Raw genomic sequence first — 15,919 nt, 5'->3', positions numbered from 1 at the left:
ACTTGGATTAAAAAAATAAAGCCGGGACTGTTAGTTGTTCAGTCCCGGCCTTTTGTTTTGATTTTTTCGCGCTGGTGGTCGTGGTCGATCGTCTCGACTGAGCAGGGCTTCATATGCCCTCTGATGTTCGGCTGCATTGATCCATCGGTGATAGATGCGGCTATGCACTTCTTCTGAGTGCCCCATTTGTTGAGCGGCTAATGTTCGTTTGAGTCCATATTCCATGCTGCGGATTGCCCATCGGTGGCGCATGTCGTAAAGGTGGAAGGGTAAGCCAAAATCGCTGAAATAGCTGGTAGCACTGTGTCCTACTCGGTCATTTGAGCGGTTTAGATTGACGTTGGGAAGCTGCACCTGGTGCAAGTCGAATTCGTCAAACCATTCGGGATGAAAGGCCCAGACCTGACGGAACCCGGTCTTAGTTTCGTTCTCAACCCAGAGAATGCGATCGCGCTGCCGTAAGCGTTCAAAATCTAGCCTGAAAGTCTCGTGTGGTCTAAGGCCGTAGGTTGCGAGAATGCCAAATATCCATTTCCAACCGGGGTTAGACAGTCGATCGAACCATTCAACAATCAGGTCATCACTGGGAATGTCACGTGGCGAGACACTTTTAGAAGAATACTTTCCTTTATAAGGGGATGGATCATAGTCAAGTTTTGCGAACCGGGCGATCGCGCCATAAACCATGCAAGCCCGAACTCTAGAGCGAGTGTTGACAGTGGATTTGAGAACGAATTGGTGTAACAGTTCAGAGGTTAAAGGTTCGTCTTGTGGGAGGTGTTTGAGCATTTTCCAATACTCGGTTCTCCATGTTGTTTCTGAGCTACCACGCTGGAAGTAGTCTTCTCTAAATCTTTCTATCCAGTAGTGGCAACTATGGGGCATTGACTAATAGAAATTGACAGTAAAAATTGCACGAAAAAAAGTCATCGATCGCTGTGTCAGCAATGATGTTTTGAAGCGAGTGTGAGTTCCGTGACGGGTGTGTTAGACCCGTTTCGCCTATTCGCTAGGGAGGCTCATCAGACGGTAAGACTATTCCTGATTGCGTTGCAGGATTTCTAGAATGCGGCGATTTTCGGTTTGAAGTCCGCGTACTTCTGATTGAATTTCACGAACTTCAGTTTGCATGGTTTCAATCACTTGGAAGGTTTGGATTTGTACTTGTGCCATGCGATCGACTGCTTGCATTGTGGTTCTAAGCTGTTGGCTATTGTCGTAGACAACATCAATCAGGCGATTGAGGGAGACTTTGACATCAAGCATGTCTGTCTCTAATGATTCGACTCTGACTGTTAAATTGTTGGGTTGTTCGGGGGTGTCTGTCATAATAAGAAGTGTCTTTGTCCTGTGTTCTTTAAATCCCCTCTGGAGTGGCTTCCGAAGGGGATTTTTGATGAGATGACGTGACCTTAAATCAGGCTTGAGAAACTAACTTCAACTCGATCAGTTTTTGTAAACGACTGAGCAGAGGAGCTGGAGACCTTAGACCGAGACCGTGAACCATTTCGCGAATCGTTAGAGAAACTCTGCCCTCAATCGCATGTTGACTCATGAAATCATAGAGATTTTGCAGAGGGGCTGGTAAGGGACTAGAAAGCGGATGAATCGTCATAGGTTACTCCGGTAAATCATCAATTTTGTCTCGATCGTAAAGGATATAGTCTCGATCGGTCGAGTCAACATCCGTATGCTCCCACGCTTTGGCATGTTCATTTTCAGAATGGTCGCCGTCGTAGTGCCCCCAGTCTGTAATGAATGTCTCAACAGGGGCCGTCGTGCCAGCCGTCTTTAGAGCAGCGTCTAACCGCTCATCGGAATCCTCTGGAAAATCGTCAGCATCCGCACCTGCAAACCAGCCGAAAATGCCCATAATTTAGATACCTCGATAATTTTGTAGTTGTTGGGGTGTGGCCAGGGTTGTAGTTTGAGCGCTTCCGCCCTGGCTATTGATTTGGAGATAGAAGGCTGATAGAGGCGACGGTATCTGTTGCCCGATCGCTCACTACCGCTATCTCTCCGTCTTCAGTCATGTAGAAGTCTGTAGAGGCTTCACTGTCAAATCGGTCTGGGTAGCCGACTCGATCAATTAAGCCCTTCATCCGATTGCCTGGTCTAGTGTTGAGCAGGATTTTTGCTCGAATGTCTTTTGGTACAAAGACGGCTGTCTGCGGGGGCTGATTGCGTCCTAAAGCTGTGGGCATCTCTTCAGAGATGGGAACTGATGCCATCGTCGGAGGTGGAGCCGCACAAGGGGTAATCGCCGATCCGTCTCCCCGACCAACCGGGGGAGTGTTTTGGGGGACGGGAAGCGGTTGCTCTTGAGCTTCTGCACTGTTTCCATAAGAAGCGCTCCAGCGAGAAACAGCATCCAGGAATGAGGCATTCACCCGCATAACGATCATGGGAGTTGCCAGAAGTCCTCCAGCAATAAAGCCGAGCATGAACTTAATTTGACTGTTGGTTAGATTCATTTTTCCATCCGGGATGAAGTGAGTATCTTGGGGACAAAACATTGAAAAGTGTGAGAAGCACGATCGCCCAAAACATCGTTCGCTTTAGCCGATAGTTTCTTAGTTCAGTTCTCGGAATGTTCTCGGAATGTTCTGAGAAGTTTCCGAGAATTCCTAGAACAAAGAAGCGATCAGTTGCTTTGGGGTAGTCACCTCCGGTAAAGCACACTGCTCGTCAAGCTGCTCATAGTCACCGATTATCTGGGCAATGAAATCGTTGAAAGCTTTGTCAGCCTCTACACGAGTTTCTAGATAGCCTTTAACCTTGCTAGCTAGCTCGGCTTTAGCGATCGCGCTGCCTTCCTGGTAGCCCGCTTCAGTCCGTTGAGACAGCAGTGAGCCTGATTCCTGTATTACTGCTGTTCTCAGTGCTAAGTTCTGATTTTGGTCTGACTCTGTTTGCGCTTCCTGCGCTTCCCGATTCCGCCTCTCCTCCATATTCAGAACGTTCTCAGAATCATTCTGGGTAACTTCAGATTTTCTAGGATTTGGTGTGAGAGTGCCATGACGACAAGCGTTAATTAAGTCTTGATCGACATCATTGAAGTAGGTTCGATTGCGTTCACCGGGACTACCAATCTGGTAGCCTAACTTTCTTACTTTCGCAATCCAGTTGGTGAGCGATCGTGAGTCGATTTTCCAGAACTCTGCTAGTTGTTTGGTATGCATTGACATATTGCTGTCAGCATAGATAGCGTCATTGACTGCTGCATTTTTCATGTGTGTCTCCTGATTTTGATTGAACAAAACAAAGGTCGATCGTCTCCATAGCTAGTGGAGGCGATCGACCTTTGTTAATAGAAATAAAAGCCTGGAATACAGACATAATTGGATTGCTCCATTGGGTTAAACGTCGGTGGGGCCATCCAGGGAGTGTTGATAGCACTGCCCTGGTTTGATTTTGCTGAGGTGTAAGCAGGTTACGCTTCAGCGTTTTTAATTCGTGAGAAGTTCGTTGGTAACTCATGGACGGAGCATTCTAGCAAAGTACAGAGTTCCTGAGTTTGCCGAATAGTCAGTCTCGGCTCCCTAGTGCCAGATGTCCAGTAGTAAACGGCTCTAGGAGATATCCCTAAAGCTTTGGCAACGTCCTCGACTGTTTTCTGCTTTTCCCGCAATAGTTCCATGAACGACGAGTCATGACGATTTCTATTCATCTTACCTGAACAAATGTTCACTGAACAGAAATTCATGTAGAATTTTCTAAACTGAATTCTTGTTCAGTGAGATAAACAACAAGCAGCACGAAGTGACGTGTGAACTAGTACACGTTGCCTAGAAGTTGTTTGAGGGTATGCCGTGTTGCCCCCACAGCATCCCAATAATCGCTCAAATGCTTACACCATGATCAATTCAGCTATTTCAGGAGTGCCAATGACCCAAGAGAATGAGACCGCGATCGACCTGGAAGCGATCGGACTTGCTGGTGAGGATGCGATCGAGCCTGCTGCTAATGACGAAATCGACCAAATTTTCATCTTGTTCAGAAAACTCCCTCGATGGCGGCAATTAGCCGTCCTGGAACGTATGCAAGTGTTTCTTGACCACAGCCCAGAGCCAAGCTTTCACGGCGATCTCTCCGAGTTACCCGCAAGGGGTCGGTTCGAGTAATAAAAAGCGATCGCCCCTCATCCCTCATCCCTCATCCCTTTATGAACTTCTTAGACATCAGCAACGCCGATCGACTCAGACGCTATCCCTCTGGCAAATGCCCTCTCTGTGGAGGGGATGACTTTACCGCATACCTCACAGTTGACGAGGGAAAAGTTGTCGAGCATGGACTGGAATGCACTGGCTGTACCGAAAAATATCGAATCGAGCAGCCGATCGCCTGGATCGAAGGTGAGCCAGTTTACCGCCAATAGAAAAGGCGATCGCCTCCAATTAGCGATCGCCCTCAAAAAATCTGCCGAATACTTACAAACATTGACCATGATCCAAAAACTCTAAATCAAAAGCCTGTCTGTCAGATCCCCATCGTCCAGTCAGGCTTTAAATTTTTGCTTCTTGAAGCCCAACCATCAAACACGAATGCGTTGGGGCATTCTTCCGTGTGCTCACTGAAAAGCACCCAGTCAAGCAAATTCACAACAAACTTACCGGACAAGCAAATGGTAGCAGAATTTAAAAGACCGACTAGCGATCGCCGTATCACCGATCTCCAAATCAATGCACAGATGCAGCTTGAGGAGGAGATCTTAGAAGCTGGTCTAGAGCAGCACTTCGACCCAAACAAAGGAAAATTTCAACTTGCTCAGATAGCGAAGTGGACGGGTGTACCAGTCGAAACGGTTGAGCAGATCGCCCACTCGCTCGTGAGCCGTCGCGTGGGAGTGGACTTAGAAGAGTCCGAGTTCAACAGCATGATCGAACAGGTTAGGACGATCGAGTCAGTCCTCGACGACGGCTTCAAAGAATTCAAGCTTGAGAAACTGGCTAGACGCTACAAACTCCCCAAGACAGCCATGATGAACTGCTTTTATAAGGCGCTCATCAATCAGGCACCCTTCATCGCTTATGGAGTGGAAGATCTCGATCAACTCTGCCAGGTCGAGAAGGAATGGTTGGTCAGTGGCTGGATTCCCAAGGGTATTGTCCTGCTGCTTCACGCGATGGGCGGTGTCGGGAAGTCTCTCATGATCTATGAGCTAATCGAGTGCATCGCCAAAGGTCAACCCTGGAATGGCTACCAGATTTCTCAAGGGCGCGTCCTCATCCTTCAGTCCGATGAACCCGTGGTCGTGACTCGTGAGCGGATGCAAATCAGGGAACTCACCAACAATCACCCCGTCGAGGTCGTACCCGGCTGGCAAGTCGAAAACATTGCCCGATTAGAGGCTTACCTCAAGAAATATCAGGAAGCAGGTGATCCGGTTAGCTTCTGCATGATCGACTCGGTGACCTCAATTAACCGCAACACCCTGATCAGCGAAAACGATACCGAATACGCCCGCTTCATGCTGCAACTCAACGATTTGGGCGATCGCTACGGCTGTACCTTCTGTGTGATCCACCATTCCAACTCAGAAGGCGAATCGAGAGGCACAAAAGCCCTTTACAACTCAGCTTCAGAAGTTTGGGGGCTGCTACTGACCGACGAGCGGAGCGGCGATCGCGTCCTTCGAGTCCAGAAGACCAGAATGGGACGGCCGCCAGGTCGCTATGCTTTTCGGTTTGATGAAGACCGATTCACCTTCGAGTATCTGGGCAAAGAAGGATCGGAGAACGAGGAAGAAACCATCCACACCGAAAAGCGGATCGAACTCTGGCTAAATGAAGACGATCGCCGAGGTGTTCGCTATGAGATTGAGGAGATGGCTCAATGTTTGAACATAAACAAAAACACAATCCGACGTGTCCTCAAAGAGATGTGGGCAAAAGGGATGGTAAGCAGGTGTCTAAAAGGACAAGGTAATACAATGTTGTATTACCTTGAAGTATGTCGATCGGTCGATCGAGGGGTCGATCGACTCGATCGACCCCTCGATAATTGACCATAGAAAAAAATCTATAGATCGAAATGACATCGTGGTTGCTGGTGGTCTTTCCGTATGGATGCGGTATGGAAGCGATCCGATAGACTCCGAAAAAGTACCCGCGATCTACCAGGGGCAAAAATCAATCCCCCTCACCGAATTTCCGCTAGATGTTCGGAGAGAACTGCTGCAACCGAGCCGAGTTTTGAAAGTGAAGGGCGATCGCGTCAGAGTCAGAGGTCAGGAGACAGGGCGAAACAGCGTTTTCCTTCTAAAAGACTTAAATATCTTGAGCAAGGCAAATGGCAAAACGCAAGATTAAACTCATCCAGGGCGTTCAACTGGAATTACCCCTTATCCTTCATCCCTCAGCCCTCATCCCTCAAAAACCGGAGAAGGCTGAGGGCGATCGACTGGAGAAAAGCAAGGGGAGCCAAACAGAAGGAACCCTTTTCCTCTTTAGAAGGTATGGACGTTTGATCGCCCATAACAAGAACTGCCCTACGTGCCACAAATTTCTCAAAAAGGATGGAACCTGCACTTCTTGCCTTAAGAATTCTGGCTGACTGCTTTCTCCGCAGAAGTCCAAGCTGAAAGCCTTGATTTTCCGTTGCCGTCGTCATCGATGCCGAACGAGAGAATCAGGGTTTCAATTCATCACCGATCGGTGATGTAGTCCTTTTTTAGTCCAACGCTATGGCTGACACGATCCAAACCTCTTTAGACGTTCTCATCGCAACTGTTCAGACGACTTCTCAGCAGTTACAAACAGCGATCCAAATCGTCGAATATCTATCTAAAGTTCAAATCCAAATGCAGTCCGACATTCAATCACTGCAAGCGGAAAATCATCGCATTCTGCAAATATTGAGCGATCGCCCTAAAGAGTAGCGATCAGGGATGTGGGCATTTTGAAATGAGAAAACCCGCAAATTTTTGCGGGCTGAGTTCAAAAATCATTTTCCCCATTATGCCCATCACCCACATGCTCGCGGCCGCCTTCATCGGACTGGCAATTTTTTGCATCGTCATTATTCAGTTGTTGAACGCTTGGTACGACGAAGCAGAACGCAACCCCAGACAAAAACGCCGTCGCCGTCGCCGTGGTTCTCTTGACTTTGAAACGCCTCCTCCTTATGCCCCGTTCCCCAATGCCCCGCTTGATGTGATTGCCCTGACCCACGATCGCGCTACAGCTTACCGTCTGTTTGAGGAAATTCGAGATCGTTACCCAAATCGCTCTGAGCAGTGGGTTTGGGAAAAGGTGAAATGGGATATCGAACGCGATCGCCAGTGATTCGTAGCCGTTAGCGACTCTCCGTGTAGGAAATGTTTGATTAATCACACTCCCTACCACAACTGTATGACTACCATCAATCTTGCGACCGATATCCCTAACAGCATCGTCACCCTAGAACAACTTCACGCCTGGACATCCCTAACCTTGGGGGTCTTGAATCCGACGTTAGCGGTTCTAGAGGCCGCAGATCGCGCTGAGTTCGTGGTTCAGACAGGCGTATACAAAGTTGCCGATAACACCAATCGACTGTTAACCCGTGCCTCTATCTCGCTCGATCCGAGTTTCATGAGCGATCGTTCAAAGAAACTCTGGATGTTTGCTCAAGAGTTCTCAAATATCGCCATCCCCTCGGGGTTCAAAGATAACTAATGGCAAGACCGATCGACTTTGAGCAACTTTCAGCGAGAGCAGCGCTAGAAAAGAATTATCGTTTCAGCCCGAATGCAAGCAAGGCAGACGGTTATTTCAACACAAAACCCGCGCCTCCTCCCAAGCCACCTCTGCCCAAAGACATCTCTTACAGAAGCGAAGCGGGATACCGATGGCAACGAATCGAGCAAGGCTACACGACCGTACAACCCGTCAAAGATAATCCGGGCTTTCGGAATGCTGCAAATACCGTCGGTGATCGCATTACTCGATCACCCTCAGCCCCATCAGGCGTAAACAGCACACCCATTCGACCGCCCAATCCCATTGGGACGATGGCAAACAACGCGATGAGCAGCATGAGGACGGCCAGCAGTCAGATACTAGCTCCGGCTGGTAGAGCGCTGGGGCCCGTTGCCAAGACCCTGGCCCCCGTTGGAAAGGCTCTCGCGCCGATTGCAAAAATCGTAGGGCCGATTTCAATCATCCCGTCGCTAGTGGATGCTTTGAAAGACGTTTTTGACGATCCGACTCAGAAGATTTTTGATGAGGCAAAGCGAAAACGACAGGAGCGGAAAAACCGTAACACCAACATCCCCGATTTCAATCCGAGAGATCGTCCGCCTGGTGATATCCCCCCTTTCAGGGGTGGAAATATTGCGGGAAAGCGTTACACCGTCTTTTTCACGGCCAGAGGGCGGCGAACTTACACCAACCCATCGACAGGAGACAAATTCACTGAGGATGTCGATGCAGGGACGGGACGGGCTGAAGGGTTGATCGGGCCGCTAGGCGGGCTTGAAGTGGTCGGAGAAGCTTACGTTTCCGCATTGGGCGATCAATATGTCACGTCACGCCTCTACATCACTCAGACTTATGGCACTCCGGGTGCAAACCGATCGCTGATCTACACGATTAGCGCCCTAGATGGAATTGCTCAGGTTGGTTCGTGGGCTGTCCCTGCCGATGGATCGACGGATGATGCTGTCAACCCAAACGGACAAAGTTCACCGCCAGAGTGGGAGCCGCCCAAAGCTTCGGAAGATTATCCCATCTTTGTCGTCCCCGGCAATGGGATGCCTGATTTCAACATCCCTCCTAGACTTCCAGACGCGCCGGGGCAAACACCACAAACGGATCGCCCTGAAGCCCCTGACAGAAATCGCGAGCGAAAACTCGCGCCACTTCCGACACCAGCCGATCAAAATCCCGTGTCCCCCGCGCCCACACCGATCACCCCTCCTCAGTCGATCAATCCACTTCAAAACCCTCCTAGTTGGCAGCCAAACCCCGGAAGGCAAACGGGAACGTCTACCCCTTCTAGTCAATGGAGCGATCCATCCTTTCCCGGCCCGTACACAATCACAAAAACTGAAATCGGGAAAGAGACAAAAGAGACGAAAGAACCAGAAAAAACATTTGCCCCCTTGCCAATTCCCCCAATTTTTCCGCGCCCAACCGATCCGGATGGCAACTTCGATCGCCCCCGGCAAGAAGAAGAACAACGCCGTCAAGATGCTAGTAAACCGCTACCCCAACCTAAACCCAGATGCCAAAATTCTTGCAGCGCTGGTTTGGAGATGGGGCAAGAACAAATCAATGGAAAACTGGATGGTTTAGCAGGAAAAATTGGGGCAGGAATTAGCGCGGCCGATATGGCCTCTAATTTGTTCTTGCTCAATCAAATCAACAGCAAGTTAGGTGATCAACTTCCCGGTGGTATTGCTGGAAAATTGACACGTTTATCGCAATGGTTGCATTTGGATCGAATCTTAAATGTATTGACCTATGTTAATACACTTCACAATGCTTACATGTTGTCGAATGGGCTGACACAAACATTGTTCAGCATGATTTCCAATGTATTAGCAGCAGTGGGAATTAAAGACGCTGAAAACAATCCTCTAGACGTTGGCGCAATCATTGGTAAGAGTGTTGATGCCTTTGCTAAATCAGTGCTTGGAGTCGAGACAGTAGACGGCATTAAAGCGGAGTGGAAAAAGTACTCTCGCATCTACCAAGCGGCTTCTAATTTACTGTGGTCAATCCAGTCGACCGGGCAATCAATTTTAGGTGCATTAGAGATTGTTGGATCAATGGTAGCCAAGATTGGAAATGCATTAAGGAAGTGGGGTGCAATCAGCGAGAAAGCATTCGGTTGGATGAATCAAACACCCAACTATCAAAACAGATTCTTTACCGCTCTAGAGAAAGCTGAGGAAGTAACTAGCAACATTGATTCGATTGCTGGTGAAGTGCTCTCAATTCAAGACACTATCACACAAATCGGAACGCAAAAGACAGAGCTAGAGAAAGCTTTGAAACAAGACGAAGGAACAAAGCAGGGTAAAGAATCTCCCGAAGCAAACGAACTCAAGAAATCGGAAGAGAAAGCCAAAAACGACAGCAAGCCCCCAACAATTCCACCCGAGGCAGAACGCAAACCGGAGGCTTAAAAATATATGCCATTACCTGAAAATTTCAGCAGTTGGGAACACTTCCAACAAACCTTGATGCAAGTTCAGAATCGTATTGTTCGAGAAGAGTTTAACGACTTGGGCAGCGATTGGGATGACGATATCACAACGTCTAGAGGAAGCCTGAGAGTTGCTTCTACGTTGCGAGATGCTGACTCAGCACTAGAGACTTTAAATAAACTAATGTTCTTCTATTTCGTCTTGCGAAAAGGTGCAGACCTTCAGGGATCTATTTATGGGATGCCGTCGATCGCCTTTCAGGAGCAATTCACCTTTGCACCTCAGATTCGGCTTTACTTCCTGGAAGATGCGAGAGACGTAGAGCAGGGTTTCTCACCCGTTGAAGGCGATATCACTTTTAGGTTGACCAGAGAATCCCCTGAGACAATTACGCCCTCTGAGGCGAGAAATCTGGCTTCTAGAGTTCGATCCGCGTTCACTGCGGCCGGTGGATTCGTTTGGAAAAAGGGGCGCGTGAAGGTCACTTATCTAGACAAAAAACGTGGCTATGATTTTCGGCTGCTCGTCACCAGCGAAGCTGAAGGAAAGCGAATTATTGAGCAGGTTCTAGACATTCAAAGTCACGCCCCTGACTGGGATTTCCTGACGGTTCACGAGAGTCGAGCAACCTTCCCGATCGTGCCTGGAAACCACACGGTCTATGGCAAGTCACGCCGCAAAATGCGGAGGCGGCCCCGCGCAGACGTGCGATTTAGATGGGCGGAGCTGCACATCCACGGACTACCGAATCCAGTGGTGTTAGTCGATCGCACAGGCACTAAACGAGATGCCCTGGTGAAAGTCTGACCTTTTAAGAATTGGCAAAAATTGACCGAGATAGTTAACTAACTCGACCGCAAAAAATGACCTGAAACCTTTACTGGTAGGGCATTACTAGAACTATCAAGTTGACTCGTTCAAACCTTTCTAATTTTATGAGCAGACGTAAGACCGCTAGAGAACTACAAGAGCAATTGGAGGCAGCCCGTCGTCGTGAGGCTTATGTTCCTCCCCAACGGGCCGAAGGCACCGCTACCCAGCGCCGTCCTAAGAGTTCTGTAAAGTATGGCTGCACCTCGGCACCAACGACCGAATTCACGATCCAAACGCCTCAATCTGGTGTGACTTTCTTTGGGGGATTGGCTGCTTTGGGTCTGGCTGACGCAGGCAGCGATCCAACGGCTCCTAATGGATTTAAGCCCAACCGGATCTACGCAATGGTTGCCGATGCATCTCCTCAAGTCGTACGAGCTCGGGCCAGCAATCGCGCTTATATCCGTTACGCTCGTGGCACCCGTGGCAGTAGCACTCAAAGCACTTTCTCGGCTGCAATCTCGGACACCACTACCCCGACGATGGCCTCAGTCCGTACAAAATTTGGTACCGTCTCCAATGCCAAGAAAAATGAAGTAGGCGGGTCGTACGGTCGGATTTGGTTCGAGCCAGAACGTCTACCCCTAGTGGAAAGCGGTAACTAATGGATGACCTTCTCTTAGCTACACCCGCGCTTTGGTATCCAGGGCAAACTGAAAGCGAGTGGCAGGAAGAGGTAGAAGCGATGATGGATCGGGCAATCATTACAGCCGCATTCATGCGCGGTGAGATAGAACCCGATTCCTTCCTCGATTATCTGGCTGAAGAATACGCCGACCCGATCGAAGTCGCCCAGGCGTGGGAAGAGGAGCTAGAGGCGTGCTTAATTTTGACCTGAGTGAAGCGGGAAACTGGAGACTTATCTACTACCAGCAGCATGTCGGGGATAAGTCTAAGAGCAAAATCAGGGCCCCGATGATCGACATTATTGAGCTTCCTATCACGATCGCAAGTCGAGTTTTGGCGGTGGGAGCGTCTTACCTCGATGCTCCTCCCAGTTGGAACACCGCAGGCTATTTTTATCAGGAAGTTGGCGGAGTTTCCCTGGATGACACGCTGATTTTTCCCGGCTTGAGCGGAAGTAGTTCGTCTGTCCTGGATGGGGCAAAGCGACGGATCACTCTGAACACGATCGAGCTTCACATTTTCCCTCGCCTCGCCACCGAACACCGCTATCGCTTTGAAGCCATGCGCTGGATGCCCAAAATCACCCTTGGAGTATGGGAGTACATCGGCGCTGAATCGGATACCACGGAAGAACTGCTACAGGCTCTCAGAGTCGATTTGGCTCGAATTGAAATGAGGATCAACAACCTACAATGATTAATTTTGCTGGACTAGATCAGGTTTTGCCTGATGAAACGATGACCTGGCGCGGTTTTGGTGAGCCTGTCATGCTCAATCTCAATCGGCTGACGGGAGATGCTCTAACGCCTGAATCGAGCGTGATTGAAGCGATGGGCAAGTTACTCAACTCGCTACATCAATTACAGACTCAACTCAATGAACAACGTCAACAAGCCGATCAACCCTTGCTAACAAGCTTCTCGAAAGTGGTCACGGTGAATGCCAATGGGAACCCGATCGTCAAGCTAGGCATTGAACTAGAGATCGACTTAGAAGCCTCACTCAACAATCTGGTTCAATAATATGTGGCGGTTGGTTGCTCAGATTGAGATTGCAAATCAATGGACTTGGACAGTTCCCATTGAGGGGGAATGGTTTCGATTTGAGTTTGTCGATCCGCCTGGTGAGGTGCGTGTAGACATTACTCAGGGCAACGGGTCGGCACCTTTTGCGACTCCTACCCGCGTCACGACGAGCGAATCTCAGATTGTCCGATTTCAATCCCCCCCGGCAACGATGGGCGATCGACGGTTGGCGATCCGATCGGGCGATCGCTTCTTCCGTGACTACAATCTCGGCTGGCTGGTCAAAATTTCCGTCTTTGAAGGTGACATTGAAGTTGACGGAAACGACTATTCATCTGCCCTTCAGACGCTTTTGAATGGGCAACAGGAAATCTTACAGCAGCTAGAAGCGGGAGGGATTGACCCGGCGATCGCGTCCAACATTCAAGCGATCGCCACTGGACAGATTCAAATTCTGGATCGACTACAGCAACCGATTCAGGCTCAAATTCCCGTGTCGATCATTGAGACGATTCAGGCGACCCTTGCGGTAACTGCGGAGCAGATCGCGATTGGACAGGGGCAAATCCTACAGAAGCAAAGTGAAGTTTTAGGGAAGTTTCCGATCGACGTGGAAATCGATCCGGCGATCAACGCGGGCATTCAACAGATTTTGGGGCAGTTTCCCATCACTGTGCAGACCGATCCGGCGATCACCAATGGCATTCAAGAGATTTTGGGGCAGTTGACCCCAACTCCAATCGCAGCCCTAACGCCGATCACAACAAACTTCACGGTGTCGCAATCGTCGGTCTATGGCAACCTTTCTTATCTAACAGGAAGCTTTGCCACGCTGACGGATGGCAATCCAGGGACGGGCTTCGCTTCTAGTTCGGGGGCGATCGAATGGATTCAAGCAACCTTTGCCACTGCGATCACTCGCAGGGGGATTCAGGTTGGGGGGGGGGGTTTGCAGAACTGGGGAGGGGTTGCCGCTTATCTCAATGGCAAGCAAATTCAATGGAGTTCAAACGGATCTGACTGGATCGTATTGTCTGACATCGTTCGCGTGTCCGATTCTGGCCCAAATCAATTCGTGCTTTGTGTTTTTCCACAAGTGACGGCACGGTTTTTCCGCATCGTCGGCAACAGTTGGCTGTCTACAACTGAATTTAGGTTTTTCAATTAGTCATGAAAATTACTCGCAGTTTGAAACAAAGAATTGCAGTGCCGCGATTGGTGCAACCGTTGTTTGGCAAGGTGGTTGCCGACAAGGGCGATGTCTGGCAGAACCTGGCAAAGCAATGCCATCCACCCAAGAAGCCTTCTATCGTGCTTGACCACAATTTGCTGCTTTCGGCTTAACCCGTACTCAGGTTAGCTACATTTTTTAACGTCAATTCGATATAGTTTTTTTCGCTTTGTTCTCAGGTTCTTCTGCCCTCCCGCCTTTCATTCTGAGGGACTTTCAGAGAAGATTTCCGGCTCAAAGTGCCTCACTTGTGGAAGATTTAGTTAGCTCTCCCGCGGTTGGAGCTGTAGCAAAGAAGTTCACTTTTTAGTTCAGTCTTTTAGGTCAACATAAGCTCTGTAGGCGGTGAAATACTGGTTGGTCATCCTTTAAGTTTTTGCCACTCTGCTAGTGCCTCGATCGACGATCGCCCTCCTTTCTTGAGCAAGACGACCCCATCTTCTGCTCGCAGGATGCCATATTCACCCGTCGTAATTAGCTTGTCTAGAGCAGGGACGATGGCAACAAAATGACTTAGCGTGTCTTTAAAGGCTTTTTTGTATTCTCGTAACTGCCAGATGTCGGCAACAGCGTATTCCATCTGGATCACCTGATTGCGATCGTCACGCAATTGCAGCGCAGGCAAGCGAATAATTTCTCGGCGACTCGACAATTGGGGAATCAGGTGCGTGGTGGCTGAAACGCTGGCATCTGGGGGAATGTCGCCAATCACACGATTGATATACTGGGCGTGTTCCCATTGACGTGCGATCGGAACGAAAACCCAAGGGCGAATGGAATCAGGAATCACAAATGAAAACGCTCGATTGGGATTATTGGTAATTGTGAACACGATCGACAGCGCAATGCAGACGCTCCAAAAACGCCGAACTCTAGGCGTAAAGGACTGGGGATGATGTGACCACCACAGCACCGCTCCATAAAAAAGTCCGGGAACGACGGCTAGGGCATAGCGCAAATTGATCGAGAGAGCAGACACGCCAGATTGGGCAAACAGGGACAATAATGGCGGAGCGCTCACAATCCAGGCAGACGCAGAAATCATCGGCACAAAAGCTACGGGAAGCCAGTGAGAAACGAGATAAATTAAGCGCCGATCGACGGGTGTAAAAATGCTGGTAATCAGGGCGATCGGATTGGTCAACATGCCCCACAAAACTTCTAGTGTCGTCGGTTCATCGTGATTGACAAATTGCCGAAACCGCACGGCCATGTAGAGGCGAGGATTGTCCTCTGAGATTTGCGGCATGATCACGCTCGTGACGATCGCCACATAGCTAAAGCTCAACAAGCAAAGCGCGAATCCGGTTTTGGGATGCCGCCGACTAATCAGCAAATAAACGCCCACGCCAAACAGCATGATTCCAGCATCTTCTCGAATGCCTAAGACAAGCAGCGCCAACACCCAAAACCATCGCCAGGACTGTTTCTCAAGGGCCAGCAATAAGCCAAACATCAACAGCGGAATCTGACACTGCTCATAAAAATTGGCAACGGTGGGACTGATAACGGCGATCGCTGCATAATATCCTCCAGTAATCCAGAGTGAAAGCTGGGGCGATAGAGAGTGTCTCGCCAAGGCATAGAGCAACAGCCCGCCAACAGCCATTAACCCAACCTGCAACACAATTAAAGTCGCTGGATTGGGATATAGCGCATACAACGGTAACCATAGAAGAAAATTTAGAATGAGATGCTGACCCAAATGTAAAAAAGATACGGTGGGAATCGCTCCATCTGCCATTGATGAAATGGAATTATTGGAAGTCAGCGAACTCTGGAAGAATCGCCCGTGTAAACTGTTCCAAAATACCTGGTTAAACAGTCCTTGATCGTAGGATGTATAGAAAACAAAATAGCGATGAAGTGAAATCAGCAATACTGCTATGAAGAAGATAGCTGCTAAAAGATACGCACGACGTAAACCAGGGGTACGATCGCTCGGAACAATTGGTCGAAAGAGATAAGGAAGTTTGAAAAAGGGCATTAGAGAGAATCGCGGGGGGAACGATCGCAAACTATATCACG

At 49.2% G+C, this 15,919-nt stretch carries 23 protein-coding genes; 15 read left to right on the top strand and 8 right to left on the bottom strand.

The genetic code is table 11. The features are described 5' to 3' along the window. Positions 1 to 30: 30 nt before the first annotated feature. The 7 genes from ACJ2PR_RS18970 to ACJ2PR_RS18940 form a co-directional block, all read right to left on the bottom strand. Positions 31 to 789, bottom strand: coding sequence for a hypothetical protein (locus tag ACJ2PR_RS18970; RefSeq protein ID WP_446878131.1), 759 nt, complete (start codon positions 787 to 789; stop codon positions 31 to 33). Between the two features lie 246 nt (positions 790 to 1,035). Beyond that, positions 1,036 to 1,329, bottom strand: coding sequence for a hypothetical protein (locus tag ACJ2PR_RS18965; RefSeq protein ID WP_446870645.1), 294 nt, complete (start codon positions 1,327 to 1,329; stop codon positions 1,036 to 1,038). Between the two features lie 88 nt (positions 1,330 to 1,417). Further along, positions 1,418 to 1,615, bottom strand: a complete 198-nt coding sequence (locus tag ACJ2PR_RS18960; protein ID WP_446870646.1) for a hypothetical protein — start codon at positions 1,613 to 1,615, stop codon at positions 1,418 to 1,420. A gap of 3 nt (positions 1,616 to 1,618) precedes the next feature. Further along, entirely contained in the window at positions 1,619 to 1,873 is a 255-nt protein-coding gene (locus ACJ2PR_RS18955) for a hypothetical protein (protein WP_446878130.1), read from the bottom strand. Between the two features lie 73 nt (positions 1,874 to 1,946). Then, positions 1,947 to 2,474: a hypothetical protein gene (locus tag ACJ2PR_RS18950; protein WP_446878129.1), complete on the bottom strand. Its 528-nt coding sequence runs from the start codon at positions 2,472 to 2,474 to the stop codon at positions 1,947 to 1,949. Between the two features lie 153 nt (positions 2,475 to 2,627). Next, complete coding sequence (locus ACJ2PR_RS18945) at positions 2,628 to 3,233, bottom strand: hypothetical protein (protein WP_446878128.1); 606 nt, start codon at positions 3,231 to 3,233, stop codon at positions 2,628 to 2,630. A 200-nt stretch (positions 3,234 to 3,433) separates the two neighbouring features. Then, positions 3,434 to 3,640, bottom strand: coding sequence for a helix-turn-helix domain-containing protein (locus tag ACJ2PR_RS18940; protein ID WP_446878127.1), 207 nt, complete (start codon positions 3,638 to 3,640; stop codon positions 3,434 to 3,436). Positions 3,641 to 3,812: 172 nt separating this feature from the next. Between ACJ2PR_RS18940 and ACJ2PR_RS18935 the strand changes: the two genes are divergently transcribed. The 15 genes from ACJ2PR_RS18935 to ACJ2PR_RS18865 all read left to right on the top strand — a co-directional run bounded on the left by ACJ2PR_RS18935 (position 3,813) and on the right by ACJ2PR_RS18865 (position 14,004). Beyond that, complete coding sequence (locus tag ACJ2PR_RS18935; protein WP_446878126.1) at positions 3,813 to 4,124, top strand: hypothetical protein; 312 nt, start codon at positions 3,813 to 3,815, stop codon at positions 4,122 to 4,124. A 41-nt stretch (positions 4,125 to 4,165) separates the two neighbouring features. Beyond that, positions 4,166 to 4,378: a hypothetical protein gene (locus ACJ2PR_RS18930; RefSeq protein WP_446878125.1), complete on the top strand. Its 213-nt coding sequence runs from the start codon at positions 4,166 to 4,168 to the stop codon at positions 4,376 to 4,378. Positions 4,379 to 4,624: 246 nt separating this feature from the next. Beyond that, complete coding sequence (locus ACJ2PR_RS18925; RefSeq protein ID WP_446878124.1) at positions 4,625 to 6,007, top strand: AAA family ATPase; 1,383 nt, start codon at positions 4,625 to 4,627, stop codon at positions 6,005 to 6,007. 34 nt (positions 6,008 to 6,041) lie between these two features. Next, positions 6,042 to 6,311 carry a hypothetical protein gene (locus tag ACJ2PR_RS18920; RefSeq protein ID WP_446878123.1) on the top strand — a complete coding sequence of 90 codons (270 nt, stop codon included), beginning with the start codon at positions 6,042 to 6,044 and terminating at the stop codon, positions 6,309 to 6,311. A 374-nt stretch (positions 6,312 to 6,685) separates the two neighbouring features. Further along, positions 6,686 to 6,880 carry a hypothetical protein gene (locus ACJ2PR_RS18915; protein ID WP_446878122.1) on the top strand — a complete coding sequence of 65 codons (195 nt, stop codon included), beginning with the start codon at positions 6,686 to 6,688 and terminating at the stop codon, positions 6,878 to 6,880. Between the two features lie 79 nt (positions 6,881 to 6,959). Beyond that, entirely contained in the window at positions 6,960 to 7,286 is a 327-nt protein-coding gene (locus tag ACJ2PR_RS18910) for a hypothetical protein (protein WP_446878121.1), read from the top strand. 66 nt (positions 7,287 to 7,352) lie between these two features. Beyond that, positions 7,353 to 7,658: a hypothetical protein gene (locus ACJ2PR_RS18905; protein ID WP_446878120.1), complete on the top strand. Its 306-nt coding sequence runs from the start codon at positions 7,353 to 7,355 to the stop codon at positions 7,656 to 7,658. After that, on the top strand, positions 7,658 to 10,114 hold the full coding sequence (locus ACJ2PR_RS18900; protein ID WP_446878119.1) for a hypothetical protein: 2,457 nt from the start codon (positions 7,658 to 7,660) through the stop codon (positions 10,112 to 10,114). The genes ACJ2PR_RS18905 and ACJ2PR_RS18900 overlap by 1 nt, the downstream gene beginning before the upstream one ends. Before the next feature lie 6 nt (positions 10,115 to 10,120). Beyond that, positions 10,121 to 10,942: a hypothetical protein gene (locus tag ACJ2PR_RS18895; protein WP_446878118.1), complete on the top strand. Its 822-nt coding sequence runs from the start codon at positions 10,121 to 10,123 to the stop codon at positions 10,940 to 10,942. Positions 10,943 to 11,070: 128 nt separating this feature from the next. After that, positions 11,071 to 11,613 carry a hypothetical protein gene (locus ACJ2PR_RS18890; RefSeq protein ID WP_446862520.1) on the top strand — a complete coding sequence of 181 codons (543 nt, stop codon included), beginning with the start codon at positions 11,071 to 11,073 and terminating at the stop codon, positions 11,611 to 11,613. Beyond that, on the top strand, positions 11,613 to 11,846 hold the full coding sequence (locus ACJ2PR_RS18885) for a hypothetical protein (RefSeq protein ID WP_446862521.1): 234 nt from the start codon (positions 11,613 to 11,615) through the stop codon (positions 11,844 to 11,846). The genes ACJ2PR_RS18890 and ACJ2PR_RS18885 overlap by 1 nt, the downstream gene beginning before the upstream one ends. After that, positions 11,828 to 12,331, top strand: a complete 504-nt coding sequence (locus tag ACJ2PR_RS18880) for a hypothetical protein (protein ID WP_446862522.1) — start codon at positions 11,828 to 11,830, stop codon at positions 12,329 to 12,331. Before ACJ2PR_RS18885 ends, ACJ2PR_RS18880 begins: the two co-directional genes overlap by 19 nt. Next, positions 12,328 to 12,657 (top strand): hypothetical protein, encoded by a 330-nt coding sequence (locus ACJ2PR_RS18875; RefSeq protein ID WP_446862524.1) that lies wholly within the window; start codon positions 12,328 to 12,330, stop codon positions 12,655 to 12,657. Before ACJ2PR_RS18880 ends, ACJ2PR_RS18875 begins: the two co-directional genes overlap by 4 nt. 1 nt (position 12,658) lies before the next feature. Next, positions 12,659 to 13,828, top strand: coding sequence for a discoidin domain-containing protein (locus tag ACJ2PR_RS18870; RefSeq protein ID WP_446878117.1), 1,170 nt, complete (start codon positions 12,659 to 12,661; stop codon positions 13,826 to 13,828). A gap of 2 nt (positions 13,829 to 13,830) precedes the next feature. Continuing rightward, on the top strand, positions 13,831 to 14,004 hold the full coding sequence (locus ACJ2PR_RS18865) for a hypothetical protein (RefSeq protein WP_446871563.1): 174 nt from the start codon (positions 13,831 to 13,833) through the stop codon (positions 14,002 to 14,004). A 248-nt stretch (positions 14,005 to 14,252) separates the two neighbouring features. Here the strand turns inward: ACJ2PR_RS18865 and ACJ2PR_RS18860 are convergent, their stop codons facing one another. Next, positions 14,253 to 15,878: a DUF2079 domain-containing protein gene (locus tag ACJ2PR_RS18860; RefSeq protein WP_446878116.1), complete on the bottom strand. Its 1,626-nt coding sequence runs from the start codon at positions 15,876 to 15,878 to the stop codon at positions 14,253 to 14,255. Between the last annotated feature and the right edge of the window lie 41 nt (positions 15,879 to 15,919).

Source organism: Phormidesmis sp. 146-33 (genome assembly GCF_052939515.1).
The sequence above is the reverse complement of the archived record's forward strand: the minus strand, read 5'-3'. Positions and strand labels throughout refer to the sequence as shown.